Consider the following 849-nt stretch of genomic DNA (forward strand, 5'->3'; position numbering starts at 1 on the left):
TATGAAGCGTTAACTAAGACGCTGCGAGGCGCTGAGGTGGATATTCGAGCCATCCTGGGAGAAGCAGACATTTCTATTGAACAATTTTTAGGGCTGAAACAAGATGATGTGATTCGGTTGGACCAATCGATCGAAAAACCAATGACATTAAAAGTGGATAATGAAGACAAATTCTATATCCAGCCTGGAAAATTGAAGAAGAACTTGGCTGTCCAAGTTTTAGATAAGTACCAAGGGAGGCCGTACGATGATGAATGATGATATGTTATCACAAGATGAAATCGACGCACTATTAAATGGTAGTGATGACGAGGAGGAAAAACGAGTGACTTCCCGATCGGAAGAACCAAATCCTCATTTATCCAGCTTAGAAGAAGATGCGTTAGGGGAAATTGGAAATATTTCGTTCGGAAGCTCAGCTACGGCTTTATCGTCTCTACTAAATCAAAAAGTTGAAATTACAACACCGACAATCTCGGTGGTCAGTCGAGCTCGTTTACCTGAGGAATTTCCTAAACCACACGTGGCGATAGGAGTCACGTACACACACGGGTTTTCGGGTGAGAACGTTCTTGTCATCAAGACTCATGATGCTGCAATCATTGCAGATTTGATGTTGGGGGGAGATGGAAGCTCCCCAGACGAGAACTTGAATGAAATTTCACTCAGTGCTGTCCAAGAAGCGATGAATCAAATGATGGGATCGGCAGCGACAAGTATGTCTACGATCTTCAATAAGAAAGTAGACATCTCTCCACCATCCATTGACGTCTTAAACCTGGTAGAAAACGAAGGTACTGAACAAATTCCGAGTGAAGATCCACTTGTTAAAGTCTCTTTTCAAATTAA

The 849-nt window shown here is 42.3% G+C and carries 2 protein-coding genes; both read left to right on the plus strand.

Features of this window, described 5'->3' with window-relative positions:
• A partial coding sequence (locus LD39_RS15765) for a FliM/FliN family flagellar motor switch protein (RefSeq protein ID WP_035549443.1) occupies positions 1–258 on the plus strand: 258 nt, incomplete at its 5' end.
• Positions 248–849 (plus strand): flagellar motor switch phosphatase FliY (gene fliY / locus LD39_RS15770; RefSeq protein ID WP_035549447.1); only part of this gene is annotated, 602 nt, incomplete at its 3' end. The genes LD39_RS15765 and fliY, both read left to right, overlap by 11 nt.

It is taken from the genome of Halobacillus sp. BBL2006, assembly GCF_000786645.1.
GTDB lineage: Bacteria > Bacillota > Bacilli > Bacillales > Halobacillaceae > Halobacillus.